General features: G+C 70.7%; 17 protein-coding genes. 11 read left to right on the top strand and 6 right to left on the bottom strand.

The features are described 5' to 3' along the window. Nucleotides 1-66: 66 nt before the first annotated feature. On the top strand, nucleotides 67-1,053 hold the full coding sequence (gene holA, locus SLUN_RS12950; RefSeq protein WP_108148637.1) for a DNA polymerase III subunit delta: 987 nt from the start codon (nucleotides 67-69) through the stop codon (nucleotides 1,051-1,053). 375 nt (nucleotides 1,054-1,428) lie between these two features. Here holA and rpsT read toward each other — a convergent pair whose 3' ends face one another. Next, nucleotides 1,429-1,695, bottom strand: coding sequence for a 30S ribosomal protein S20 (gene rpsT, locus SLUN_RS12945; RefSeq protein WP_108148636.1), 267 nt, complete (start codon nucleotides 1,693-1,695; stop codon nucleotides 1,429-1,431). 208 nt (nucleotides 1,696-1,903) lie between these two features. Between rpsT and lepA the strand changes: the two genes are divergently transcribed. Together lepA and SLUN_RS12935 are read left to right on the top strand one after the other, a co-directional pair. Further along, nucleotides 1,904-3,769, top strand: a complete 1,866-nt coding sequence (lepA, locus tag SLUN_RS12940; RefSeq protein ID WP_108148635.1) for a translation elongation factor 4 — start codon at nucleotides 1,904-1,906, stop codon at nucleotides 3,767-3,769. Nucleotides 3,770-4,059: 290 nt separating this feature from the next. Further along, on the top strand, nucleotides 4,060-5,949 hold the full coding sequence (locus SLUN_RS12935) for an AMP-dependent synthetase/ligase (RefSeq protein WP_108148634.1): 1,890 nt from the start codon (nucleotides 4,060-4,062) through the stop codon (nucleotides 5,947-5,949). 95 nt (nucleotides 5,950-6,044) lie between these two features. On the opposite strand, the gene SLUN_RS12930 is transcribed toward SLUN_RS12935, so the two are convergent. Together SLUN_RS12930 and SLUN_RS12925 are read right to left on the bottom strand one after the other, a co-directional pair. Then, nucleotides 6,045-6,629 (bottom strand): response regulator, encoded by a 585-nt coding sequence (locus tag SLUN_RS12930; protein ID WP_108148633.1) that lies wholly within the window; start codon nucleotides 6,627-6,629, stop codon nucleotides 6,045-6,047. A gap of 10 nt (nucleotides 6,630-6,639) precedes the next feature. Further along, on the bottom strand, nucleotides 6,640-10,764 hold the full coding sequence (locus tag SLUN_RS12925) for a HAMP domain-containing hybrid sensor histidine kinase/response regulator (RefSeq protein ID WP_108154705.1): 4,125 nt from the start codon (nucleotides 10,762-10,764) through the stop codon (nucleotides 6,640-6,642). Between the two features lie 195 nt (nucleotides 10,765-10,959). On the opposite strand from SLUN_RS12925, the gene SLUN_RS12920 reads away from it, so the two are divergent. Both SLUN_RS12920 and hemW read left to right on the top strand, forming a co-directional pair. Next, complete coding sequence (locus SLUN_RS12920; RefSeq protein WP_108148632.1) at nucleotides 10,960-13,011, top strand: SpoIIE family protein phosphatase; 2,052 nt, start codon at nucleotides 10,960-10,962, stop codon at nucleotides 13,009-13,011. Between the two features lie 40 nt (nucleotides 13,012-13,051). Continuing rightward, nucleotides 13,052-14,284 (top strand): radical SAM family heme chaperone HemW, encoded by a 1,233-nt coding sequence (hemW, locus tag SLUN_RS12915; protein WP_108148631.1) that lies wholly within the window; start codon nucleotides 13,052-13,054, stop codon nucleotides 14,282-14,284. A 64-nt stretch (nucleotides 14,285-14,348) separates the two neighbouring features. Here the strand turns inward: hemW and SLUN_RS12910 are convergent, their stop codons facing one another. Further along, the gene (locus SLUN_RS12910) at nucleotides 14,349-15,191 is read right to left on the bottom strand and encodes a DUF3097 domain-containing protein (RefSeq protein WP_108148630.1); all 843 of its coding nucleotides are present in this window, start codon (nucleotides 15,189-15,191) and stop codon (nucleotides 14,349-14,351) included. Between the two features lie 10 nt (nucleotides 15,192-15,201). Continuing rightward, nucleotides 15,202-15,933 carry an MBL fold metallo-hydrolase gene (locus tag SLUN_RS12905; RefSeq protein WP_108148629.1) on the bottom strand — a complete coding sequence of 244 codons (732 nt, stop codon included), beginning with the start codon at nucleotides 15,931-15,933 and terminating at the stop codon, nucleotides 15,202-15,204. A 178-nt stretch (nucleotides 15,934-16,111) separates the two neighbouring features. Here SLUN_RS12905 and hrcA point away from each other — a divergent pair, with 178 nt between their 5' ends. The 4 genes from hrcA (at nucleotide 16,112) to SLUN_RS12885 (ending at nucleotide 20,238) form a co-directional block, all read left to right on the top strand. Beyond that, the gene (gene hrcA, locus SLUN_RS12900; RefSeq protein ID WP_108148628.1) at nucleotides 16,112-17,134 is read left to right on the top strand and encodes a heat-inducible transcriptional repressor HrcA; all 1,023 of its coding nucleotides are present in this window, start codon (nucleotides 16,112-16,114) and stop codon (nucleotides 17,132-17,134) included. Next, nucleotides 17,135-18,268 carry a molecular chaperone DnaJ gene (gene dnaJ, locus SLUN_RS12895; protein WP_108148627.1) on the top strand — a complete coding sequence of 378 codons (1,134 nt, stop codon included), beginning with the start codon at nucleotides 17,135-17,137 and terminating at the stop codon, nucleotides 18,266-18,268. A 156-nt stretch (nucleotides 18,269-18,424) separates the two neighbouring features. Further along, nucleotides 18,425-19,495 (top strand): nitronate monooxygenase, encoded by a 1,071-nt coding sequence (locus SLUN_RS12890; protein ID WP_108148626.1) that lies wholly within the window; start codon nucleotides 18,425-18,427, stop codon nucleotides 19,493-19,495. Continuing rightward, nucleotides 19,495-20,238: a 16S rRNA (uracil(1498)-N(3))-methyltransferase gene (locus SLUN_RS12885; protein ID WP_108148625.1), complete on the top strand. Its 744-nt coding sequence runs from the start codon at nucleotides 19,495-19,497 to the stop codon at nucleotides 20,236-20,238. Before SLUN_RS12890 ends, SLUN_RS12885 begins: the two co-directional genes overlap by 1 nt. A 44-nt stretch (nucleotides 20,239-20,282) precedes the next feature. On the opposite strand, the gene SLUN_RS12880 is transcribed toward SLUN_RS12885, so the two are convergent. Continuing rightward, nucleotides 20,283-20,657 (bottom strand): hypothetical protein, encoded by a 375-nt coding sequence (locus tag SLUN_RS12880; protein ID WP_108148624.1) that lies wholly within the window; start codon nucleotides 20,655-20,657, stop codon nucleotides 20,283-20,285. An 84-nt stretch (nucleotides 20,658-20,741) separates the two neighbouring features. Here SLUN_RS12880 and SLUN_RS12875 point away from each other — a divergent pair, with 84 nt between their 5' ends. After that, nucleotides 20,742-21,260: a hypothetical protein gene (locus SLUN_RS12875; RefSeq protein WP_175313747.1), complete on the top strand. Its 519-nt coding sequence runs from the start codon at nucleotides 20,742-20,744 to the stop codon at nucleotides 21,258-21,260. A gap of 46 nt (nucleotides 21,261-21,306) precedes the next feature. Further along, entirely contained in the window at nucleotides 21,307-24,510 is a 3,204-nt protein-coding gene (locus tag SLUN_RS12870; protein WP_108148623.1) for a S41 family peptidase, read from the top strand. The last annotated feature ends 25 nt before the right edge of the window (nucleotides 24,511-24,535 follow it).

The raw sequence follows: 24,535 nt of genomic DNA, 5'->3' as shown, positions 1-24,535 counted from the left end.
ATTCTCGGGTACGCGAACACCCGGTCCGCACGGGAGTGTCAGTGCCCCGTGGGATGCTGGACCGCGATGGCCACCAGGAAGAATTCGACCGACGACACTCTCGCCCCCGTCACGCTCGCCGTGGGCCAGGAGGACCTGCTCCTCGACCGTGCCGTGCAGCAGGTGGTGGCGGCCGCGCGGGCCGCCGACGCCGATACGGACGTACGCGACCTCACCTCCGACCAGCTCCAGCCCGGCACCCTCGCGGAGCTGACCAGCCCCTCGCTCTTCGCCGAGCGCAAGGTCGTCGTCGTGCGCAACGCACAGGATCTGTCCGCCGACACGATCAAGGACGTCAAGAGCTATCTCGACGCGCCTGCCGAGGAGATCACCCTCGTCCTGCTGCACGCCGGCGGCGCCAAGGGCAAGGGGCTGCTGGACGCGGCGCGCAAGGCCGGGGCGCGTGAGGTCGCCTGCCCCAAGACCACGAAGCCCGCGGAGCGGCTCACGTTCGTACGCTCCGAGTTCCGCGCGCTGGGGCGGTCGGCGACGCCCGAGGCGTGCCAGGCGCTGGTCGACTCCATCGGCAGCGATCTGCGGGAGCTGGCGAGCGCGGTCTCGCAGCTGGCCTCGGACGTCGCGGGCACGATCGACGAGGCGGTCGTCGGGCGGTACTACAAGGGCCGGGCCGAGGCCTCCAGCTTCACGGTTGCCGACCGTGCGGTGGAGGGGCGTGCGGCGGAGGCGCTGGAGGCGTTGCGCTGGTCGCTGTCGACGGGGGTCGCGCCGGTGCTGATCACGAGCGCGCTGGCACAGGGGGTGCGGGCGATCGGCAAGCTGTCCTCGGCGCGGGGCGGGCGGCCCGCGGATCTCGCACGTGAGCTGGGGATGCCGCCGTGGAAGATCGACCGGGTACGGCAGCAGATGCGCGGCTGGACGCCGGACGGGGTGGCGATGGCGCTGCGCGCGGTGGCGGATGCGGATGCCGGGGTCAAGGGCGGCGGAGACGATCCGGAGTACGCGCTGGAGAAGGCCGTGGTAGCGGTCGCCCGGGCGGCGCGGTCGAGGCGGTAGCCCGCGGGCCTTCCCTCCCGCCCTTCCCGAACCGGGGCAAGCCCCGGACCCCGGGAGGGGTGCGGGGTACGGCGTACCCGCGGACCCCAGAGCACCGGCTTCGCGGCGCGGACCGACCCGCCCTGGGCCCAGAGCGCCGGCTGCGCGGCGTGGAGGGACCCCGCGGTAGCCCCACCGCCTTCGCGGCCCAGCCCCGACCCCACCCACGCCAAAGGCCCCGGTCGTCGTCCTGGGGAAGGGCGGCGGTCGGGGCCTTACAGTTCACGCTTTGTGCGCCGCACCCGCGTGGCGAACGCGTTCGGTGTGCGGCGCGGGGTGCCGGGAAGGAGCGGGAGAGAGGGCCCGCTTGGTCCCTACCGGCGATCAGTCAAGAGCTCAGCCCTGGAGGGAGCCAACCTTGGTGGCCAGCGCCGACTTCTTGTTGGCGGCGGCGTTCTTGTGGATGACACCCTTGGAGACGGCCTTGTCGAGCTTCTGCGACGCCTCACGGACGGCCACAGTGGCCTTCTCGACGTCGCCCGAGGCGACAGCCTCACGGGCCTTGCGGACCGCGGTCTTGAGCGACGACTTGACGGCCTTGTTACGCAGGCGCGCCTTCTCGTTCGTCTTGTTCCGCTTGATCTGGGACTTGATGTTCGCCACGAAAGAGCCTTTGCAGGTTCGATGATCTTGATCTCTGAGGTTGTGTCCCGCACTGAGAGCGCACGAGACACAGCTGCCCAGACTACCAGCCGCCCATCCACCGGCCCAAACCGGGCGCAGTCCCGTTCCCGTGGGACGATGGAGCCTACGTATCGATCCGACATCGCCCGAGACGAGACGCCCCGCGTCTCAAGAATCAGGACCCTGCGTGCCCGCGACTCCTACCAACGTGCCCGAGCCGAGCCGTACCGACCCGGCGCTGATCCGCAATTTCTGCATCATCGCGCACATCGACCACGGCAAGTCGACCCTCGCCGACCGGATGCTCCAGCTGACCGGTGTGGTCGACCAGCGGCAGATGCGTGCTCAGTACCTCGACCGCATGGACATCGAGCGCGAGCGCGGCATCACGATCAAGTCCCAGGCGGTCCGGCTGCCCTGGGCTCCGAACGAGGGGCCCGACCAGGCCAGGACTCACATCCTGAACATGATCGACACCCCCGGGCACGTCGACTTCACCTACGAGGTGTCGCGGTCGCTCGCGGCCTGCGAGGGCACGGTCCTCCTGGTCGACGCCGCGCAGGGCATCGAGGCGCAGACCCTCGCCAACCTCTACCTGGCGATGGAGAACGACCTCACGATCGTCCCGGTTCTCAACAAGATCGACCTGCCGGCCGCGCAGCCGGAGAAGTTCTCCGAGGAGCTCGCCAACCTCATCGGCTGTCAGCCGGAGGACGTGCTCAAGGTCTCGGCCAAGACCGGTGTCGGCGTGGAGGCCCTGCTGGACCGCGTGGTCCGCGATGTCCCCGCCCCGGTCGGTGTCGCCGACGCGCCCGCTCGCGCGATGATCTTCGACTCCGTCTATGACTCGTACCGCGGTGTCGTGACGTACGTACGAGTCGTCGACGGGCAGCTCAACAAGCGCGAGCGCATCAGGATGATGTCCACCGGCGCCACTCACGAGCTGCTGGAGATCGGTGTCTCGTCCCCGGAGATGACCCCGGCCGACGGCATCGGCGTCGGCGAGGTCGGCTACATCATCACGGGTGTGAAGGACGTACGGCAGTCCAAGGTCGGTGACACGATCACCTCCTTCGCCAAGGGCGCGACCGAGGCGCTGGGCGGCTACAAGGACCCCAAGCCCATGGTGTTCTCCGGCCTCTATCCGCTGGACGGCTCGGAGTACCCGGACCTCCGCGAGGCCCTCGACAAGCTGCAGCTCAACGACGCCGCGCTGGTCTACGAGCCGGAGACCTCCGCGGCCCTCGGCTTCGGCTTCCGCGTGGGCTTCCTCGGGCTGCTGCACCTGGACGTGATCCGCGAGCGCCTGGAGCGTGAGTTCGGGCTCGACCTGATCGCCACCGCCCCCAACGTCGTCTACCGCGTGGTCATGGAGGACGGGACCGAGCACACCGTCACCAACCCGAGCGAGTTCCCCGAGGGCAAGATCTCCGAGGTGCACGAGCCGGTCGTACGGGCCACGATCCTCGCCCCCAGCGAGTTCATCGGATCGATCATGGAGCTCTGCCAGACCCGCCGCGGCACCCTGCTCGGCATGGACTACCTCTCCTCGGACCGGGTCGAGATCCGCTACACCCTCCCCCTCGCCGAGATCGTCTTCGACTTCTTCGACCAGCTGAAGTCCAAGACGCGCGGTTACGCCTCCCTCGACTACGAGCCCACCGGCGAGCAGGCCGCCAGCCTGGTCAAGGTCGACATCCTGCTGCACGGCGACAAGGTCGACGCCTTCTCCGCCGTCACTCACAAGGACGCGGCGTACGCGTACGGAGTACGGCTCGTCGCCAAACTTCGGGAGCTCATCCCGCGGCAGGCCTTCGAGGTGCCCATCCAGGCGGCCATCGGCTCGCGTGTCATCGCCCGCGAGACCATTCGCGCCATCCGCAAGGACGTCCTCGCCAAGTGCTACGGCGGTGACATCTCCCGTAAGCGGAAGCTGCTGGAGAAGCAGAAGGAAGGTAAGAAGCGGATGAAGATGGTCGGCAGCGTGGAGGTCCCGCAGGACGCCTTCATCGCCGTGCTGTCCAGCGACGAAGGCGGCAAGGCGAAGAAGTAGCCCACACGCCGAGACCACAAGCGAAAGCGCCCGACCGGGGTCCGGACGGGCGCTTTTCGCGTGTCTGCGGACGCATCACCCGATAGGTGAGGGATAGGTAAGGGATAGGTGATGGTTACATCGACCGATGGTTCGGGCCGGTGGTCCCGGGTCACGTTCGTTATCAAGCGGCAGCCCGCGGCCTCTTACGCGCAGGTCCCGTGCGCTCTACCCTGATCACGGCTCGATGGTTACTCGCCAGTTAAACAACCAGCCAGTCGTGCAGTACTGCCGCAGGCCCGGAGGACGTCGTGAGCGACACAATGACCCTGATCGAGAACCGACCGCCCTCGGTGGCGACTCTCTTCGCCGAGCGCGTGACGGCTACGCCGGACGCCGAGGCCTACCGCTATCCGGTGGCTCCAGCCGCCGGCCAGGGACCCGACGACTGGAAGTCGCTGACCTGGGGACAGGCCGCCGAGCGGGTCTACGCCGTCGCGGCCGGCCTGATCGATCTCGGGGTACGCCCCGAGGAGCGCGTCGCGCTCGCCTCCTCCACCCGCGTCGAGTGGATCCTCGTCGACCTCGGCGTGATGTGCGCGGGTGGTGCGACGACGACGATCTACCCCTCCACCAACGCCGAGGAGTCGGCGTACATCCTCTCCGACTCCGAGAGCCGGGTGCTGATCGCCGAGGACGCCGTCCAGCTGGCGAAGGCGCGTGAGCGGCGGGGCGAGCTGTCCGAGCTGAAGCACGTCATCGTGATCGACGCGGCGGGCGTGGAAGCCGACGAGAACGAGCCCGAGGGGTGGGTGCTCTCGCTCGCCGACCTCGAGGCGCGCGGCGCGCAGTACCTCGAAAAGCACCCCGAAGCGGTTAAGGAGCGGGTCGCGGCGATCACCGCCGACCAGCTGGCGACCCTCATCTACACCTCCGGCACCACCGGCCGGCCCAAGGGTGTGCGGCTGCCGCACGACAACTGGTCGTACATGGCCAAGGCCATGGCCGCCACCGGGCTGATCGGCCCGGAGGACGTCCAGTACCTCTGGCTGCCGCTCGCGCACGTCTTCGGCAAGGTGCTGACCTCGGGGCAGATCGAGGTCGGGCACGTCACCGCCGTCGACGGCCGGGTCGACAAGATCATCGAGAATCTGCCGGTCGTGAAGCCGACGTACATGGCGGCCGTGCCGCGGATCTTCGAGAAGGTCTACAACGGAGTCGCGGCGAAGGCGCGGGCCGGCGGCGGTGCCAAGTACAAGATCTTCCAGTGGGCGGCGGGCGTCTCGCGCGAGTACGCCAAGGCCTCGCAGGAATCCTTCCGCCGTACGGGCTCGGCGTCCGTGCCCTTCGGCCTCGGTGCGAAGCACAAGGTGGCCGACGCGCTCGTCTACTCCAAGCTGCGCGACGCCTTCGGCGGGCACCTGCGCGCCGCGGTCTCCGGCTCCGCCGCGCTCGCGCCCGACATCGGCTACTTCTTCGCGGGCGCCGGGATCCACATCCTCGAGGGCTACGGCCTCACGGAGTCCAGCGCTGCGTCCTTCGTCAACCCGGGCGAGGCGTACCGCACGGGCACGGTCGGCAAGCCGCTCCCCGGCACCGAGGTGCGGATCGCGGACGACGGCGAGATCCTGCTGCGCGGGCCCGGCATCATGGAGGGCTACCACCGGCTGCCCGAGAAGACCGCGGAAGTCCTGGAGTCCGACGGCTGGTTCCACACCGGGGACATCGGAGAGCTGTCCGCGGACGGCTACTTGAGGATCACGGACCGCAAGAAGGACCTGATCAAGACCTCCGGTGGCAAGTACATCGCGCCGGCCGAGGTCGAGGGGCTGTTCAAGGCGGTGTGCCCGTTCGTCTCCAACATCCTGGTGCACGGCGCGGACCGTAACTTCTGCACGGCGCTGATCGCGCTGGACGAGCCCACGATTCTCGGCTGGGCCAAGGAGAACGGGCTGGACGGGAAGCCGTACGCGGAGGTGGTGGCCTCCAAGCAGGTGGAGCAGCTCATCGAGGGCTATGTCGCGCGGCTCAACGAGGGGTTGCAGCGGTGGCAGACGGTCAAGAAGTTCCGGCTGCTGCCGCGGGACCTGGACATTGAGCACGGTGAGCTGACGCCGAGCCTGAAGCTGAAGCGGCCGGTGGTGGAGCGGGAGTACAAGGACCTGATCGAGGACATGTACGCGGGGTCGCGGGAGGCGTAGGCAGCGACCGGGGCCCCGCGCCTCATTCGCGGGCGGGGCTCCTGTTGGGGCTCCGCCCCGGACCCCGCGCCTCAAACGCCGGCGGGGCTGGGTTCTTACTGGCTCCGGCCGCGGCGGAGGTCCCTCAGGATCTCCTCCACCCGGGTCAACTGCGCCCGCACCTCCGGCACATCGGCCGGGCCGCTTCGTTCCAGCTCCGTCTCGATCGCGCTCAGCCGCTTCGCCATCTCGCCCAGCTGCTCCTGCTCCTGCGCCAGCATCCGCTCCAGCTGGCGGTTCTTGCGGTGCAGATCGAGGAACACATTCACCTTGGCACGCAGCACCCACGGGTCGAAGGGCTTCGTCAGGAAGTCCGCCGCCCCCGTGGCGTACCCCCGGAAGGCATAGCCGCTGTCGGCCTCCGTCCCGGTCAGGAAGATGATCGGGACGTCCTTCGTCTGGTCGAGCCGTTTGATGTTGGACGCCGTCTCGAACCCGTCCATGCCGGGCATCCGCACATCCAGCAGGACCACCGCGAACTTCTGTCGCAGCAGTGCCTTCATCGCCTCCTCTCCCGAACGGGCCCGCACCAGCGGTTCGTTGAGGGACCCCAGAACTGCCTCGAGGGCGACGAGATTGTCCTCCATGTCGTCCACCAGGAGGATGCTCGCGCGGTCGGGGGTGGGTGCCTCTGTGCTCATCGTGTCTGCCTCACGTGATCGTCGGCGGGACAGCCGGCTCCCCATCGCCGCTGGGCTGTCCCGGTACTGCGGGTATGTCGGCGGCGGTCGGCGTGCCGCCCTGCTCGACCGTTCCGCCCTCCGGATCCAGGAGGGAACAGACGACGGTCAGCAGACGGTCCACGTCAACAGGCTTCGGTACGTAGTCGTTGGCGCCCTGGGCGATCGACTTCTCGCGGTCGCCGGGCATCGCCTTCGCGGTGAGGGCGACGATCGGGAGGTCGGTCCACAGCGGGCTGCGCCGGATCGCCTCGATCGTCTCGTACCCGTCCATCTCGGGCATCATGATGTCCATCAGGATCAGATCGACGTCGGGGTTGCGCTCCAGGGTCTCGATGCCTTCCCTGCCGTTCTCCGCGTACAGCACGGGCATGCCCACCCTCCCCAGCACATGGGTGAGCGCGAAGACATTGCGGATGTCGTCGTCGACGATGAGGACGCGGCAGCCCGGCAGCACCCGGCCGGCCCGGCCCGACTTCCACTCCTCGAGCTTCGTCGTGGTGGGCCAGCCGTCCTCCAGGTCCGGGCGCGGCACATGGTCGGAGTGGTGCCGCTCGGTCGCGGTCAGCGGGATGTCGCGGACGTCATGGATGCCGTGACTGTCGTGACCGTCGTGGAAGCCGTCGCTGTCGCCGCCGGCATGACCGGGGTAGAGGACGGGGACGTACAGCGTGAAGGTCGAACCGCGGCCCGGCTCGCTCTCGGCGATGATGCGGCCGCCGAGCAGCCCCGAGATCTCCCGGCTGATGGACAGGCCGAGCCCCGTACCGCCGTACTTGCGGTTGGTGGTGCCGTCGGCCTGCTGGAACGCCTCGAAGATCACCGGGAGTTTCTCCGGGGCGATACCGATGCCGGTGTCGGAGACGGAGAAGGCGATCAGGTCGTCGATGCCCTTGAGCAGCTTGTCGTCGGGGTCCTTGATCCTTCTCACGCTCAGTTCGACACGGCCGGACGAGGTGAACTTGATCGCGTTGGAGAGCAGATTGCGCAGGATCTGCTGGAGCCGCTGCTCGTCGGAGTACATCTCCCGCGGTACGTCCTCGCCGACCGCGACCTCGAAGGCCAGCCCGCGGTCGAGCGTGATCGGGCGGAAGGTGGCGTGCACATAGTCGAGCACTTTGATCAGCGGCAGCTTCTTCGGGCGTACGTCCATCCGGCCCGCCTCGATCTTCGACAGGTCCAGGATGTCGTTGATCAGCTGGAGCAGATCGGAGCCCGAGCGGTGGATCGTGGTGGCGAACTGCACTTCCTGGTCCGAGAGATGGCCGTCCGGGTTGTCGGAGAGCAGCCGGGCCAGGATGAGCAGGGAGTTCAGCGGGGTGCGCAGCTCGTGCGACATGTTCGCCAGGAACTCCGACTTGTACTGCGAGGAGGTCGCCAGCAGCGCCGCCTTCTCCTCCAGCTCGGCGTTGGAGCGCTGGAGTTCGCCCTGCTGGCGCTGGAGCTCGTCCGAGCGCTCCTGGAGCTGGACCGCGAGCCGCTGCGACTCGCCGAGCAGTGACTCCGTACGGGAGTTGGCGATGATCGTGTTGATCGCGACGCCGATGGTGTTCACGAACTGGTCGAAGAAGGCCAGGTGGACGTCGGAGAAGCGGGAGAAGGACGCCAGCTCGATGACGCCGAGCAGCTTGTCCTCGAAGAGGATCGGGATGATGACGACGCTGGCCGGGGATGCCTCGCCCAGGCCCGAGTTGATCTTGATGTAGTCCGGCGGTGCCTCTTCCAGGAGGATCCGCTTCTTCTCCAGGGCTGCCTGCCGGACCAGACCGTGGCCGGGCATGCCGGTGGTGTCGATGGTGGCCGACTGGGCGGAGCCGTAACCGGCGATGAAGGCCAGTCCCTTGGTGGTGGATGTCGTGCGGGACGGAGCGCCGTCGGCGTCCGGGTGGGCCAGGAAGAACGCGCCGTACTGCGCGTTCACCAGCGGGGTCAGCTCGCGCAGGATCAGGTCCGCGACCTCCATCAGGTCGCGGTGGCCCTGCATCAGACCGGCGAGGCGGGCGAGATTGGACTCCAGCCAGTCCTTGGCGCGGGTGGTCTCGCGGAGGTTGGACACCATCAGGTTGATGTTGTCCTTGAGCTCGGAGACCTCGCCGCGGGTCTCGACGGTGATCGAGCGGGACATGTCGCCCTGGGCGACGGCGGACGCCACCTCGGCGATGGCGCGGACCTGGGTGGTGAGATTGAGCGCCAGCTCGTTCACATTGGTGGTGAGCCGCTTCCAGGTGCCGTACACACCCTCGACCCGTGCCTGGCCGCCCAGCTGCCCCTCGGAGCCGACCTCGCGGGCCACACGGGTGACCTCGGAGGAGAACGAGGAGAGCGTGTCCACCATGGTGTTGATGGTGGTCTTGAGCTCCAGGATCTCGCCGCGGGCGTCCACGTCGATCTTCTTGGAGAGGTCGCCCTGGGCCACGGCCGTCGCCACCTGGGCGATGTTCCGCACCTGTGAAGTGAGGTTGTCGGCCATGTAGTTGACGTTGTCCGTGAGGTCCTTCCACAGGCCGGTGACACCGAGGACCTGGGCACGGCCGCCGAGCCGTCCGTCGGTGCCGACCTCGCGGGCCACGCGGGTCACCTCGTCGGCGAAGGCGCGCAGCTGCTCCACCATGGTGTTCACGGTGTCCTTCAGCTCCAGGATCTCGCCGCGGGCGTCCACGGTGATCTTCTTGGAGAGGTCACCGTTGGCGACGGCGGTGGTGACCTGGGCGATGTTGCGGACCTGCGAGGTCAGGTTGGACGCCATGAAGTTGACGTTGTCGGTCAGGTCCTTCCAGACGCCGGACACTCCGCGGACCTGGGCCTGGCCGCCGAGGTTTCCTTCGGTGCCGACTTCGCGCGCGACGCGGGTGACTTCGTCGGCGAAGGCGGAGAGCTGGTCGACCATGGTGTTGATGGTCGACTTGAGTTCGAGAATCTCGCCCTTCGCCTCGACCGTGATCTTCTTGCCGAGGTCGCCCTGGGCGACGGCCGTCGAGACCAGCGCGATGTTCCGCACCTGGCTGGTGAGGTTGTCGGCCATGAAGTTGACGTTCTCGGTCAGGTCCTTCCAGACGCCGGACACTCCGCGGACCTGGGCGCGGCCGCCGAGGTTTCCTTCGGTGCCGACTTCGCGCGCGACGCGGGTGACTTCGTCGGCGAAGGCGGAGAGCTGGTCGACCATGGTGTTGATGGTCGACTTGAGCTCCAGGATCTCGCCCTGGGCATCCACGGTGATCTTCTGCGAGAGATCGCCGTTGGCGACGGCGGTGGTGACCTGGGCGATATTGCGGACCTGCGAGGTCAGGTTGGACGCCATGAAGTTGACGTTGTCCGTGAGGTCCTTCCAGACGCCGGACACCCCGCGGACCTGGGCGCGACCGCCCAGCCGGCCCTCCGTGCCGACCTCGCGGGCGACGCGGGTGACCTCGTCGGCGAAGGCGGAGAGCTGGTCCACCATGGTGTTGACGGTGAGTTTCAGCTCGAGGAGCTCGCCGGTCGCCTCGACCGTGACCGTACGCGTCAGATCGCCGCGCGCCACCGCCGTGGTCACCGCCGCGATGTCCCGCACCTGCGCGGTCAGCCGGGAGGCCATGGTGTTGACCGCCTCGGTGGCGTCCCGCCAACTGCCGGACAGGCCCTGCACCTTGGCGCGGCCGCCGAGCCTGCCCTCCGTACCGACCTCGCGCGCCACGCGGGTCACCTCGCCGGTGAACAGCGACAGCTGGTCGACCATCTTGTTCACCGCACGGCCGAGCCGGCGCAGGTCGCCGCGCAACTGGCGGTTGCCGTCGTGCAGATCGACCCGCTGGGTCAGATCGCCGCCGGCCACCGCGTCCAGCACGCGCGTGGCGTTCGCGGCGGACACCACCAGGGCGTCGAGCAGCGCGTTCGTACTGTTGACGCTGGAGGTCCAGGCGCCCTGGCCGGGGCTGGCCGACAGCCGGTCGTCGAGCCGTCCGTGCCGTACGACTTCCCTGCGCACCCGCGACAGCTCGTCCGTGAAGTGCTGATTGCGCCCCGCGATCTGGTTGAACATCGCGGCCAGTTCGGCCGGCATCCCCTCGTGGACCTCCGCCATGCGCACATGGAAGTCCCCGTCCCGCAGTGTCGTCATCGCGGCCAGCAGCGGGCGGAGCTCCGAGGCCCGGATCCAGCCGCCGTCCGCGGAGGGCGGGGCGGACGGAGAGGGCGCCGAGGGCAACCGGGAAGTCGGCTGGACGGACGGCGACGCATTGTCTCTGTTCATAATCCGCCCACTTCGGTGACTCGACGCTTATGGGCAGGCTCAGTCTGTCACTCTGTCGGTGTCATGAGCGGCGCATTGCCAGAACCGACCAGGAGCCGCACCGTGGGGTCCATTCCGATGCAGCAGCGCGAGACGACTCATCGCTCAACACCGCAGCACCCACTGCGGGATGACGCACGTTCAGTCGCCCGCACCAGCCTGCCCGGCAACCCTCTCGCGCCCTCCGCCGCACGCCGCTTCGTACGCGCCGCCATCGCCGACTGGACCAACCTCGGGATGCTCGCCACCTGCGCCTTCTGCCGGGGGGCCGGCGGGGGCTGCCCGCCGGGACAGCACAGTACGGACCGGCTCGCGGACGACGCCGTGCTCATCGTCAACGAACTCGTCACCAACGCCGTCGTACACGCCGGCACCACCGTCGAACTCCTCTGCAGGCTGGAGGAGTCGGCGGAGGGCGAGCCGGCCGCCCTCGTCCTCGAAGTCTCCGACCACCATCCCGCCAGGGCCGTACGCAGCGAACCGCACCGCGGCGATCCGCACCGCACCGAATCGCGCGGCGCCGAGGACCGCTCCGGCACCCCCGAGTACGGGCGAGGCCTCCATCTCGTCGCCGCCCTCGCCGAGCGCTGGGGCATCACCTACCGCTCCGGCCTCAAGACCGTCTGGGCCCGCATCCCCGTCGACGGCTGGGACACCTGCCCGCTCCCCGGCACCGAACCCGCGCCGCAGCGGGGACTGCGCGCCGCCGAGATCCTCGCCCCCACGCCCAGGCGCACGGTGCGCGAGGACCGGTCCGATCAGGGCATGACCAGCCGCGGCGCCCTCTCCTTCCTCGCCGAAGCCTCCGACCTGCTCGCCGGACAGCTCGACGAGGACATGGTCGCGGCGCTCGCGGGACAGCTCCTGGTGCCGCGGCTCGCCGACTGGTGCGCGATCTGGCTGGAGGGCGAGCAGGGCCGGACGGGCTGGGGGACGGGCGGCGCGGCAGGAGCAGCGCCCCGGCTGGCCAGGGTCTGGCACAGCGACGAATCCTGTACGGAGCAGGTGCGCGAGGCCCTCGAGAAGGATCCGCCACCGCTGCCCGCCACCTCCGGCAACGGGCCCGTACCGATCCCCTGGCCCGGGGAGGGCGAGCCGGGCGCCACAGAAGGCACGGCCCTCGCGTACCGCCTGGTCGCGGGCGGGCGCGGGGTCGGCACCCTGCTGGTCGCGCGGCACGGCCTCGCGCGCGTGCCCGACGAAGTGACCGCGCTGATCGAGGACTTCGCGCGGCGGGTGGCCCTGGCGATCAGCGCGGCCCGCCAGTACACCCGGCAGGCCACCATCAGCCGGGTCCTCCAGCGCGGTCTGCTGCCCAGCAAGGTCGGCCAGATCCCCGGCGTCGACCGCTTCCTGGTGTACGAGCCCAGCGACGACGGCGTCGCGGGCGGCGACTTCTACGACATCTTCCCGGCGGGCTCCGGGGGCCGTTGGTGCTTCATGCTCGGCGACGTCCAGGGCAGCGGGCCCGAGGCCGCGGTCGTCACCGGCCTCGCCCGGCCCTGGCTGCGGCTGCTCGCCCGCGAGGGCTACCAGGTCGGCCAGGTCCTCGACCGGCTCAACGGACTGCTCCTCGACGACGCGATGGAGGCGGCGGAGGCGGCCGCGCTGATGGTCGCGGCGGCGGGCGGGCAGGGCGTGCCGGAGGGGCAGCAGGCGCGCTTCCTGTCCCTGCTGTACGGGGAGCTGGTGCCGTCGCCCCGGGCCGGCGGGGGCGTGCGGTGCACCCTGGCGAGCGCAGGGCATCCGCTGCCGCTGCTGCTGCGGCCCGACGGGACCGTCCTGACGGCGGCCGAGTCGCAGGTGCTGCTCGGGGTCGTCGACGACGTCGCGTTCCAGAGCCAGACCTTCGACATGGAGCCCGGTGACACGCTGCTCTGCGTTACGGACGGGGTGACGGAGCGGCGCTCGGGATCGCGGATGTTCGACGACGACGACGGGCTCGCCCGGGTACTGGCGGGGTGCGCGGGCCTGACCGCGCAGGGGGTCGCCGACCGGATCAGGCAGGTGGTGTACGACTTCGGCGAGACGCCGCCGGAGGACGATCTGGCGCTGCTGGTGCTCCAGGCGCAGTAGCCGTCCCGGGGCACCTTCGAGGTGACGGACAATGGGGGGCATGCCTTCCGTACTGCCCGATGGTGAGCCGATGCCCGAGGACGGGGCGCTGCCCGCGTCCGCCCTGACGGCTGCCGGCGACCGGCCGCTCGCCTTCTATCTGCATGTGCCGTACTGCGCGACGCGCTGCGGCTACTGCGACTTCAACACCTACACGGCGACCGAGCTGCGCGGCTCGGGCGGAGTACTGGCCTCCAGGGACAACTACGCCGAGATGGTGGCCGAGGAGGTCCGCCTCGCCCGCAAGGTGCTGGGCGACGACCCGCGGCAGGTGCGGACGGTGTTCGTCGGGGGCGGTACGCCGACGCTGCTCGCCGCGTCGGATCTCGTACGGATGCTGGACGCGGTGCGCGAGGAGTTCGGTCTCGCGGACGACGCGGAGATCACGACCGAGGCGAATCCGGAGTCGGTGGACCCGGCGTATCTGGCGGAGCTGCGCTCCGGCGGCTTCAACCGGATCTCGTTCGGTATGCAGAGCGCGCGGCAGCATGTGCTGAAGGTGCTGGACCGTACGCATACGCCGGGGCGGCCGGAGGCGTGTGTCGCCGAGGCGCGGGCGGCGGGCTTCGACCACGTGAACCTGGATCTGATCTACGGCACGCCGGGCGAGAGCGACGACGACTGGCGGGCGTCGCTGACCGCGGCGGTGGGGGCGGGTCCGGATCATGTGTCGGCGTACGCGCTGATCGTGGAGGAGGGCACGCAGCTGGCGCGGCGGATCCGCCGGGGCGAGGTGCCGATGACCGACGACGACGTCCACGCGGACCGGTATCTGATCGCGGACTCGGTGCTGGGCGATGCGGGCTTCGACTGGTACGAGGTCTCCAACTGGGCCACGTCCTCCGCCGGGCGCTGCCTGCACAACGAGCTCTACTGGCGCGGCGCGGACTGGTGGGGCGCGGGCCCCGGCGCGCACAGCCACGTGGGCGGGGTGCGGTGGTGGAACGTGAAGCACCCGGGCGCGTATGCGGCGGCGCTGGCGGCGGGACGCTCGCCGGGGGCGGGCCGCGAGGTCCTCTCGGCGGAGGACCGCCGGGTGGAGCGGATCCTGCTGGAGCTGCGGCTGCGGGAGGGGTGCGCGCTGTCGCTGCTGCGGCCTGCGGGGCTGGCGGCGGCGGGCCGGGCCCTCGCGGACGGTCTGCTGGAGGCGGGGCCGTACGAGAAGGGCCTCGCGGTGCTGACGCTGCGGGGGCGGTTGCTCGCGGACGCGGTCGTGCGGGACCTGGTGGACTGAGGCGCCTGCCGGGGCTCCGCCCCGAACCCCGCGCCTCGAACGCCGGCGGGGCTTGATGTGCGCCTCAAACGCCGGCGGGGCCGGGAGGTGCTGTGACGAAATCGATCAGCTCCTCCACCCTCCCCAGCAGCTCCGGCTCCAGGTCCCTGTACGACCGCACTCCCGACAGGATCCGCTGCCACGCCGCTCCCGTGTTCTCCGGCCAGCCCAGCGCGCGGCACACGCCCGTCTTCCAGTCCTGGCCGCGCGGTACCGACGGCCAGGCCCGGATGCCCACCGACGACGGCTTCACCGCCTCCCACACGTCGATGTACGGGTGGCCGACGATCAGTGCGTGGCCGCTGGACACCTGCGCCGCGATGCGGGACTCCTTCGAGCCCGGGACCAGGTGGTCCACCAGCACCCCGAGGCGCGCGTCCGGGCCGGGGGCGAAGTCCCTGACGATCGACGGGAGGTCGTCGATGCCCTCCAGGTACTCCACGACCACGCCCTCGATCCGCAGGTCGTCACCCCAGACCCGTTCGACGAGCTCCGCGTCGTGGCGGCCCTCGACATAGATACGGCCCGCCCGCGCGACCCGGGCACGTGCGCCCGGGACCGCCACCGAGCCCGAGGCCGTACGCGCCGGGCGGCCCGGACGGGCCGAGGGCGACGACGCCGGGCGGACCAGCGTCACCACCCGGCCCTCCAGCAGGAAGCCCCGGGCCACAAGCGGGAACACCCGGTGCTTGCCGAAGCGGTCCTCCAGCGTCACCGTCGGGCCCTCCGCGGTCTTCTCGGTACGGATCACCGCACCGCAGAACCCCGTCGTGACCTCCTCAACGACCAGGTCGGACTCGGCGGGGACCTCCGGAGCAGGCTGCTGCTTCTTCCAAGGAGGCGTCAGATCCGGGCTGTAGCTGCGCATTTGGCAGACGCTACGACACGCTGAACCGCGCCGCCAACGCTTCCCGCTGCGCGCGTACGAACGCCGCGTCGACCACCGCCCCGTGCCCGGGCACGTACACCGCGTCCTCCCCGCCCAGCGAGAGCAGCCGGTCCAGCGCCGCCGGCCAGCGGGACGGGATCGCGTCCGGGCCCGCCTGAGGCTCACCCGACTCCTCCACCAGATCGCCGCAGAAGACCACCTCCGGCTCGTCCGCGCCGCCCGGCACCAGCAGCGCCAGATCGTGGCCCGAGTGGCCGGGGCCCACATTGGCCAGCAGCACCTGGCGGCCGCCGAGCTCCAGCGTCCACTCCCCGCAGACCAGATGGTGCGGCGCCACCAGCAGATCGGCCGCCTCCGCCGCATCGTCCGCCGTGACCCCTTCCCGTACGGCCGAGCCGCGGATCTCGTCCCGCTCCCGCCTCATCAGCTCGTCCACCCCGACGGCGCCGTACACCTCCGCCCCCGAGAAGGCAGCCGTCCCCAGCACATGGTCGAAGTGCGGGTGGCTCAGTGCGATATGCGTCACCCGGCGGCCGCCCATCAGCGCCTGCGCCTGGGCGCGGAGCTCGGCGCCCTCGCGGAGCGTCGAGCCCGTGTCGTACATGAGGACACGGTCCTCACCGGCGATCAGTCCAACGGTCGCGTCCCAGAGAGGCAGCCGCCGGCGGCCCACCCCGTCGGCCAGCCTTTCCCAGCCGAAGTCTTCCCAACTGACGTCCATACCGTGACGCTACTGGCAACGACCAGCGGAGTCTCGCGGTAGCGTGGCCGGTCGCCCTTGCTACGGGCGTACCCCACGGCCGTACACTGGCGAGGGGAAATGCTGGCACTCCGACGTTTCGAGTGCCAAGCAGTCACCCGAGGAACCACAGAGGGAACCACAGCTGGAGGTGTGCGCGATGCTCAGCGAACGCAGACTCGAAGTGCTGCGCGCCATCGTCCAGGACTACGTCGGCACCGAGGAGCCCGTCGGCTCCAAGGCCCTCACCGAGCGGCACAAGCTCGGTGTCTCCCCGGCCACCATCCGTAACGACATGGCCGTGCTGGAGGAGGAAGGATTCATCGCCCAGCCTCATACGAGTGCCGGGCGGATCCCCACCGACAAGGGCTACCGGCTCTTCGTCGACAAGCTGGCGGGCGTCAAGCCCCTGTCGTCGCCCGAGCGCCGCGCCATCCAGAACTTCCTGGACGGAGCGGTGGATCTGGATGACGTCGTGGGGCGTACGGTCCGGCTGCTGGCGCAGCTGACCCGGCAGGTCGCCGTCGTCCAGTACCCCTCGCTGACCCGGTCCACGGTCCGGCATGTGGAGCTCCTCTCACTCGCTCCCGCCCGTCTGATGCTCGTGCTCATCACGGACACCGGACGGGTCGAGCAGCGCATGATCGACTGCCCCGCGCCCTTCGGCGACACAGCGCTGGCGGACCTGCGGGCCCGGCTCAACAGCCGGGTCGTGGGGCGCCGCTTCGCGGATGTGCCGCAGCTGGTGCAGGACCTGCCCGACTCCTTCGAGCCGGAGGACCGCGGCACCGTCTCCACGGTGCTCGCGACCCTGCTCGAGACCCTGGTCGAGGAGACCGAGGAGCGGCTCGTGATCGGCGGCACCGCCAATCTGACCCGCTTCGGGCACGACTTCCCGCTGACCATCCGGCCGGTGCTGGAGGCGCTCGAGGAGCATGTGGTGCTTCTCAAGCTGCTCGGCGAGGCGAAGGACTCGGGCATGGGCATGACCGTACGTATCGGTCATGAGAACGCTCATGAGGGCCTCAACTCCACGTCCGTGGTCGCGGTCGGCTACGGTTCGGGCGACGAGGCAGTTGCGAAACTCGGCGTGGTCGGACCGACCCGCATGGACTACCCCGGAACGATGGGAGCGGTACGCGCAGTGGCACGTTACGTCGGACAGATCCTGGCGGAGTCGTAAGTGGCCACGGACTACTACGCCGTTCTCGGCGTTCGCCGCGACGCATCGCAGGACGAGATCAAGAAGGCGTTTCGGCGCTTGGCGCGCGAGCTTCACCCGGATGTGAATCCGGACCCGAAGACTCAGGAGCGCTTCAAGGAGATCAACGCCGCGTACGAGGTGTTGTCGGACCCGCAGAAGAAGCAGGTCTACGACCTCGGCGGGGACCCGCTGTCGCAGGCCGGCGGCGGGGCGGGCGGCTTCGGAGCCGGTGGCTTCGGCAACTTCTCCGACATCATGGACGCGTTCTTCGGTACGGCGTCGCAGCGCGGGCCCAGGTCGCGAACGCGACGGGGCCAGGACGCGATGATCCGCCTGGAGATCGACCTCAACGAGGCGGCCTTCGGTACGACGAAGGACATCCAGGTCGACACGGCCGTCGTCTGTACGACGTGCTCGGGCGAGGGCGCCGCGCCGGGGACCTCGGCGCAGACGTGCGACATGTGCCGGGGCCGGGGTGAGGTCTCGCAGGTGACGCGGTCCTTCCTGGGGCAGGTCATGACGTCGCGGCCGTGCCCGCAGTGCCAGGGCTTCGGCACCGTGGTGCCGACGCCGTGCCCGGAGTGCGCCGGCGACGGCCGCATCCGCTCGCGCCGGACGCTGACCGTGAAGATCCCGGCGGGTGTCGACAACGGCACGCGCATCCAGCTCGCGGGTGAGGGCGAGGTCGGCCCGGGCGGTGGACCCGCGGGTGATCTGTACGTCGAGATCCACGAGCTGCCGCACGCGGTCTTCCAGCGGCGCGGCGACGATCTGCACTGCACGGTGACGATCCCGATGACAGCGGCGGCGCTGGGCACGAAGTGCCCGCTGGAGACGCTCGACGGCGTGGAGGAGATCGACATCCGCCCGGGCACGCAGTCCGGCCAGTCGATCCCGCTGCACGGGCGCGGCATCACGCATCTGCGGGGCGGCGGGCGCGGCGACCTGATAGTGCACGTCGAGGTGACGACGCCGACGAAGATGGACGCGGACCAGGAGCGGCTGCTGCGGGATCTTGCGAAGCTGCGCGGCGAGGAGAGGCCGTTGGGCCAGTTCCAGCCGGGGCAGCAGGGCCTGTTCTCCCGCCTGAAGGACGCGTTCAACGGGCGGTAGCCCTTGGGGTGGGCGCGGGGGTGCGCCCGGGTGCGGGTTGCCCCTGGTTTCCGGGGGCTCCCCCCGGACCCCCGCGCCTCAATCGCCGGCGGGGCTTGATCTGCCGGCCGGAACTCCCGATTCGGTGGCGCGGCAGCGGCATGGCACCATGCCTGCATGTCCTCCGCACTGACCGATCTCTGCCGGTATCCGATCGTGCAGGCCCCCATGGCGGGCGGCGCCTCCTGTCCCCAGTTGGCCGCCGCCGTTTCCGATGCCGGTGGGCTCGGCTTCCTCGCCGCCGGGTACAAGACCGCGGACGGCATGTACCAGGAGGTCAAACAGATCCGCGGGCTCACCGGACAGCCCTTCGGCGTCAATCTCTTCATGCCGCAGCCCAACACCGCCGACCCCGCCGCCGTCGGTGTCTACCGGCATCAGCTCGCCGGTGAGGCCACCTGGTACGAGACGCCCCTCGGCGACCCCGACAGCGGACGCGACGACGGCTACGAGGCCAAGCTCGCCATCCTCCTCGACGACCCCGTGCCGGTCGTCTCCTTCACCTTCGGCTGCCCGAGCCGCAATGTGCTCGACTCCTTCGCCAAGGCCGGCACCTTCACCGTCGTGACGGTCACCACGCCCGAGGAGGCGCAGGCCGCGCAGTGGGCCGGTGCCGACGCCGTGTGCGTACAGGGAGTCGAGGCCGGCGGGCACCAGGGCACCCACCGTGACGACCCGGCCTCCGAGGGGGCCGGGATCGGGCTGCTCTCGCTCATCGGGCTGGTCCGCGAGGCCGTGCGGCTGCCGGTCATCGCCACCGGCGGCCTGATGCGCGGCGGCCAGATCGCCGCCGTGCTCGCGGCCGGCGCGGGCGCCGCGCAGCTCGGGACCGCGTTCCTGGTCTGTCCGGAGTCAGGTGCCAACGCCCTGCACAAGCAGGCCATGACCAACCCGCTCTTCGTACGCACCGAACTCACCCGCGCTTTCTCCGGGCGCCCCGCCCGCGGCCTCGTCAACCGCTTCATGCGCGAGCACGGACCGTACGCCCCCGCCGCCTACCCCCAGGTGCACCATCTGACGAGCGGCCTGCGCAAGGCCGCCGCCAAGGCGGGCGACCCCCAGGGCATGGCGCTGTGGGCCGGACAGGGCCACACGATGGCGCGCGAGCTGCCCGCGGGACAGCTTGTCGAGGTCCTCGTCGCCGAACTGGACTCCGCGCGGGCCGCGCTGGCGCTGGGCGGTTCCTGATGACCGCGCCCGTATTCGTCGTCGACTCCCTGGAGGGCGTCGGGCCCGGCGCCGTACTCACCCTGGACGGGCCGGAGGGGCGGCATGCCGTCTCCGTGCGCAGGCTGCAGTCCGGTGAGGACGTCGTGCTGACGGACGGGCGCGGGCGCGGGGCGGCCGGTGTCGTTCTGCGGACGGAGGGCAAGGACCGGCTGATCGTCGAGCCGTCCGAGTTCCCCACGGAACCCGAGCCCACGCCCCGTATCACCGTCGTCCAGGCCCTCCCCAAGGGCGACCGCGGCGAACTCGCCGTCGAGACCATGACGGAGACCGGCGTGGACGCGGTCGTGCCCTGGGCCGCCGCCCGCTGCATCACGCAGTGGAAGGGCGAACGGGGCGCCAAGGCCCTCGCCAAATGGCGGGCCACCGCGCGCGAGGCGGGCAAGCAGTCGCGCAGGCTCCGCTTCCCGGAGGTCGCGGACGCGGCAACGACCAAGCAGGTTGCGTCACTTCTGGCCGAAGCCGACTTCGCGGCGGTGCTGCACGAGGAGGGCGCCGAGCCGCTGGCCACCGCCGAACTGCCCGCCGAGGGTTCGATCGTGCTGGTCGTGGGGCCCGAAGGGGGCGTGTCGCCGGAGGAGTTGGCAGCCTTCGCCGAGGCGGGCGCGAAGCCCTACCGGCTCGGGCGGAGCGTGCTGCGTACGTCGACCGCCGGGACGGCCGCCGCCGCGCTGCTGCTCGGCCGCACCGGCCGCTGGTCCTGACGAGTCGCTCAACGAGTCGCTCAACCAGTCACACGACGCGTCGCTCAGCCCGTCGCCACCGCGTCGAACAGCGGCCAGCCGTCGACCTCCGTAGTCCCGGCGGCGGCCGGCAGCAGCCCCCGCTCCCGTGCCTCGTCGAGCAGGCGGCGCGCCGCCCCCGGCTCGTGCAGGTTCAGCGAGTTCTGCCCGGTGTCGCCCACCGCGCCCGAATGCCAGTAACCGCCGGAGACGATCCGGCCGGGGAGCTGCCGGAAGACGATCTCCAGACGCGCCGTCGTCCCCTCGCGCCGCAGCGAGAGCGTGGTGCGGCAGTCGCGGGCACCCGCCGCGCCAGGGGTGTGCTTATGGCGTACCGACCACATGTAGACGGTGTCCTCGTCGACGACGAGACGCCGCGCCCTGATCAGCTTCCTGGCCATTCCATGACCGTACGGGGGAAAAGGTGGCCGCAACCACTCTTTTACATCCGGGGAGTCGGTGACAGTCTGCCCTCCATGCGGGGCATGAGACGAATACTTCACCGGCGCATCCTGGCCGCAACCGGCGCCGCCGGGGCGGCAGTTGTGGGCATCGCGGCCTGTGAGCCGACGACCGGCGGACTGAGTTCCATCGCCGTGGCGGTCACCACCGACAAGACAGGGACCCGCACACTCGAACGCCTGGGCTTCGACGTGGGGTGGCTCACCTGCACCGCGAACATGCGCAGCGGCAAGGCCTCCGCGTCGCCCTCCGCGCGGAGCGTGGCCACCGTCGACTGCACGGGCGACACCAAAACCGGCCAGGACATCACGCTCAAGGGCAAGGTGACCGAGGAGCGCTCCGGGACGTGCGTACGCGGCGACCTCATCGCCAAGGTCAACGGCAAGGTCGTCTTCGAGGCCACGATGCTCGGCAACTGCGCCGGTACACCGACCCGTACGCCGGCCCGCACCCCGCCCGCCACCCACCGGCCCGGCGAGCCGCCGGAGCCGACCGTCACCGTCACGGTCACCGTGACCGCGACACCGGACCAGGCCAAGTGATCCCAAAGGCGTGACCGGGCAGCGGCCACCTGCCTAGGGTGACGGTGTGACGCACCCTGCCTACCTCCGGTATCCGCATGTCCACGGCGAGTTGATCGCCTTCACCGCAGAGGACGACGTCTGGGTCGCCCCGCTCGACGGCGGCCGCGCGTGGCGCGTCAGCGCCGACAACATGCCGGTGAACCATCCCAGGATCTCGCCCGACGGCACGCACATAGCGTGGTCCTCGTCCCGGGACGGTGCGCCGGAGGTGCACCTCGCGCCCATCGACGGCGGTCCCTCCGACCGGCTGACGCACTGGGGGAGCTGGAAGACGTCCGTACGCGGCTGGACGCCGGACGGCGAGGTCCTCGCGATCAGTACGTACGGCCAGGCCTCGCTGCGCCGCAGCTGGGCGCGCGCCGTGCCGCTCGACGGCGGACCGGCGACCGTGCTGCCGTACGGGCCCGTGGGCGATGTGGCGTACGGACCCGGCTCGCAGGTGCTGCTGCTCTCGGCCACCATGGGGCGCGAGGCCGCCGCCTGGAAGCGCTACCGGGGCGGCACCGCGGGCAAGTTGTGGATCGACCGGGCGGGCGACGGGGAGTTCGTACGCGTCCACGAGGACCTCGACGGCAACATCGAGTATCCGCTGTGGGTGGGGGAGCGGCTCGCGTTCCTCTGTGACCACGAAGGCGTCGGCGCCCTCTGTTCGTCGCTGCCCGACGGCTCGGATCTGCGGCGCCACACGGGCGTCGACGGCTTCTACGCCCGCCACGCCGCCACCGACGGCACCCGCGTCGCCTACGCGAGCGCCGGTGAACTGTGGCTCCTGGACGACCTCGTCGGCGCCGAGCCCCGCCGGCTCGACATCCGCCTCGGCGGCCAGCGCACCGACCTGCGGCCCCGCCCCGTCAACGCCGACCACCATCTCGGCACCGCTGCCCCCGACCACACCGGGCGCGGCAGCGCGGTGGAGATCCGCGGCGGCATCCACTGGGTGACGCACCGCGAGGGCCCGGCACGGTCGCTGGCCGTCGAGCCCGGCGTACGGGGCAGGCTGCCGCACAGCTTCCGCGTGGACGGCGAGGAGCATGTCGTCTGGGTGACCGACGCCGAGGGGGACGACGCGCTCGAATTCGCGCCGGCCATCGGTCCGGCGCCCGGGGCGACACCGCGCAGGCTCGGTGCCGGGCGGCTCGGCCGCGTACTGAGCCTGGCCGTCGCACCGGACGGCAGCCGCGCCGCCGTCGCCTCGCACGACGGCCGCGTACTGCTCGTCGAGCGCGAGAGCGGCGAGGTGCGCGAGGTCGACCGCAGCGAGCACGGCGACGCCACCGGCCTGGCCTTCTCACCCGACTCGGGCTGGCTGGCCTGGTCGCACCCCGGGCCCTCCCCGCTGCGCCAGCTGAAGCTCGCCAACACCGCCGACCTGGCCGTCTCCGAGGCGACCCCGCTGCGCTTCCGCGACTTCCAGCCCGCCTTCACGCTGGACGGCAAGCACCTCGCGTTCCTCTCCGAGCGCGCCTTCGACCCGGTCTATGACACACATGTCTTCGACCTCGCCTTCATCGGCGGCTGCCGCCCGCATCTGATCACGCTGGCCGCCGCCACCCCGTCGCCGTTCGGGCCGCAGCGCCACGGCCGGGCCGTCGAGTCGGACAAGGACTCGTCGAAGGAGAGCGGCGAGGAGAGCGGCGCCCCCGTCACGCGTATCGATCTCGACGGGCTCGCCGACCGGATAGTGCCCTTCCCCGTCGAGGCGGCCCGCTACTCGACGCTGCGCGCCGCCAAGGACGGGCTGCTGTGGCTGCGCCACCCGCTGCGCGGCGTCCTCGGCGCGACCCGCGCCACACCCGACGACCCTGGTCCGCAGACCGCGCTCGAGCGGTACGACCTTCTCCAGCAGCGCATCGAGGAACTCGTCGCCGACGCCACGAGTTTCGGGGTCAGCGGCGACGGAAAGCGGGTGCTGCTGTACGCGGAGGGCAAGCTGAAGGTCGTGCCGAGCGACCGCAGGCCCTCGCGCGACGAGGACAGCGACAGCAACATCACCGTCGACCTCTCGCGCGTACGCCGCGATGTCGACCCGGCCGCGGAGTGGCGGCAGATGTACGACGAGGCCGGGCGTCTGATGCGCGACAACTTCTGGCGCGCGGACCTCGGCGGCGTCGACTGGGACGGCGTACTGGACCGCTACCGCCCGGTGCTCTCCCGGGTGGCCACGCACGACGATCTGATGGACCTGCTGTGGGAGGTGCAGGGCGAGCTCGGCACCTCGCACGCCTATGTCACGCCACGGGGCGGATACGGGAACGCGTCGGCGCGGCAGGGACTGCTCGGCGCGGACATCTCCCGCTCCGCGGACGGCACCTGGCGCATCGACCGCATCCTGCCGTCCGAGACCTCCGACCCCAACGCCCGCTCGCCGCTCGCCGCGCCGGGTGTCGCGGTCCGCGCGGGGGACGCGATCCTCGCGGTGGACGGCAGGCCGGTGGACCGCGTCACCGGGCCGGGGCCGCTGCTGGTGGGCGCGGCGGGCAAACCGGTCGAGCTCACGATCTCCCCGGCGGGCGGCGGCGATCCGCGGCACGCGGTCGTCGTGCCGCTCGCGGACGAGGAGCCGCTGCGGTACCACGCGTGGGTCGCCGGCCGGCGTGGTTACGTCCACGAGAAGTCCGCGGGCCGGCTCGGCTATCTGCACGTGCCGGACATGCAGGCGCCGGGCTGGGCCCAGATCCACCGCGATCTGCGGGTCGAGGTCGCACGCGAGGGCCTGGTGGTGGACGTACGGGAGAACCGCGGCGGCCATACCTCGCAGCTGGTGGTGGAGAAACTGGCGAGGCGGATCGTGGGCTGGGACCTGCCGCGCGGCATGCAGCCGCAGAGCTACCCGCAGGACGCGCCGCGAGGCCCCGTGGTGGCCGTCGCCAACGAGTTCTCGGGCTCGGACGGCGACATCGTCAACGCGGCGATCAAGGCGCTCGGCATCGGCCCCGTGGTGGGTACGCGGACGTGGGGCGGCGTCGTCGGCATCGACAGCCGGTACTCACTGGTGGACGGCACGCTGGTCACACAGCCCAAGTACGCCTTCTGGCTGGAGGGTTACGAGTGGGGCGTGGAGAACCACGGGGTCGACCCGGACGTGGAGGTGGTCATGGCTCCCCAGGACCACGCGTCGGGGAGGGACCCGCAGCTGGACGAGGCGGTGCGGATGGCGCTGGCGGTGCTGTCCGAGAACCCCGCCAAGTCGGCGCCGAGCCTGCCGTAGGCAGGGGTTGCGGGGGCCCGCAGCC

Origin of the sequence: Streptomyces lunaelactis, assembly GCF_003054555.1 — a bacterium.
In the GTDB taxonomy this organism is placed as follows: domain Bacteria; phylum Actinomycetota; class Actinomycetes; order Streptomycetales; family Streptomycetaceae; genus Streptomyces; species Streptomyces lunaelactis.
Note: the sequence above shows the minus strand (reverse complement) of the source record. Positions and strands in the feature narration are given on the sequence as shown.